1 protein-coding gene is annotated in these 512 nt (G+C 68.4%); it reads right to left on the reverse strand.

What is annotated here, in order from left to right; translation table 11 throughout:
* The coding region (locus IEZ31_RS54985) for an acyltransferase domain-containing protein (protein ID WP_190258160.1) at positions 1–512 on the reverse strand (512 nt) is incomplete at both ends.

Consider the following 512-nt stretch of genomic DNA (forward strand, 5'->3'; position numbering starts at 1 on the left):
CGCACGTCATCGGCGAACCGCACCGCGTCCCGCGCCTGCCGCACCCAATACTCCGGGTCGGTCACATCACCGGTGGTGTTCAACCCGATCACCGGCTCACGCGCCGGCACACTCGCCACCACGTCCCGGAAGTCGTCGAGGATGCCGTCCAGATGGTGGCTGTGGAACGCGTGGGAGACCTTCAGCAGCTTCGCCTTGCGTCCCTCGATGAGCGCGGTCACCGCATCGGCATCACCGGACACCACCACCGAGGTGGGCCCGTTCACCGCCGCCAGACCGACCCGCCCCTCGACGAGATACGGCCGGATCTCCTCCTCCGACGCCACGACCGACGCCATCAACCCACCAGAAGGCGCCGACGCCATCAACCGGCCCCGAGCCGCCACAATCCTGCACGCGCCTTCGAGGTCCCAGACACCGGCCAGATACGCAGCGGTCAACTCACCGATCGAATGCCCACCCAACCACCGCGGCCGCAACCCCCAGGCCTCCAACTGCCGGTAAACCGCCAC

The organism is Dactylosporangium sucinum (assembly GCF_014647515.1).
Taxonomy (GTDB): Bacteria; Actinomycetota; Actinomycetes; order Mycobacteriales; family Micromonosporaceae; genus Dactylosporangium; species Dactylosporangium sucinum.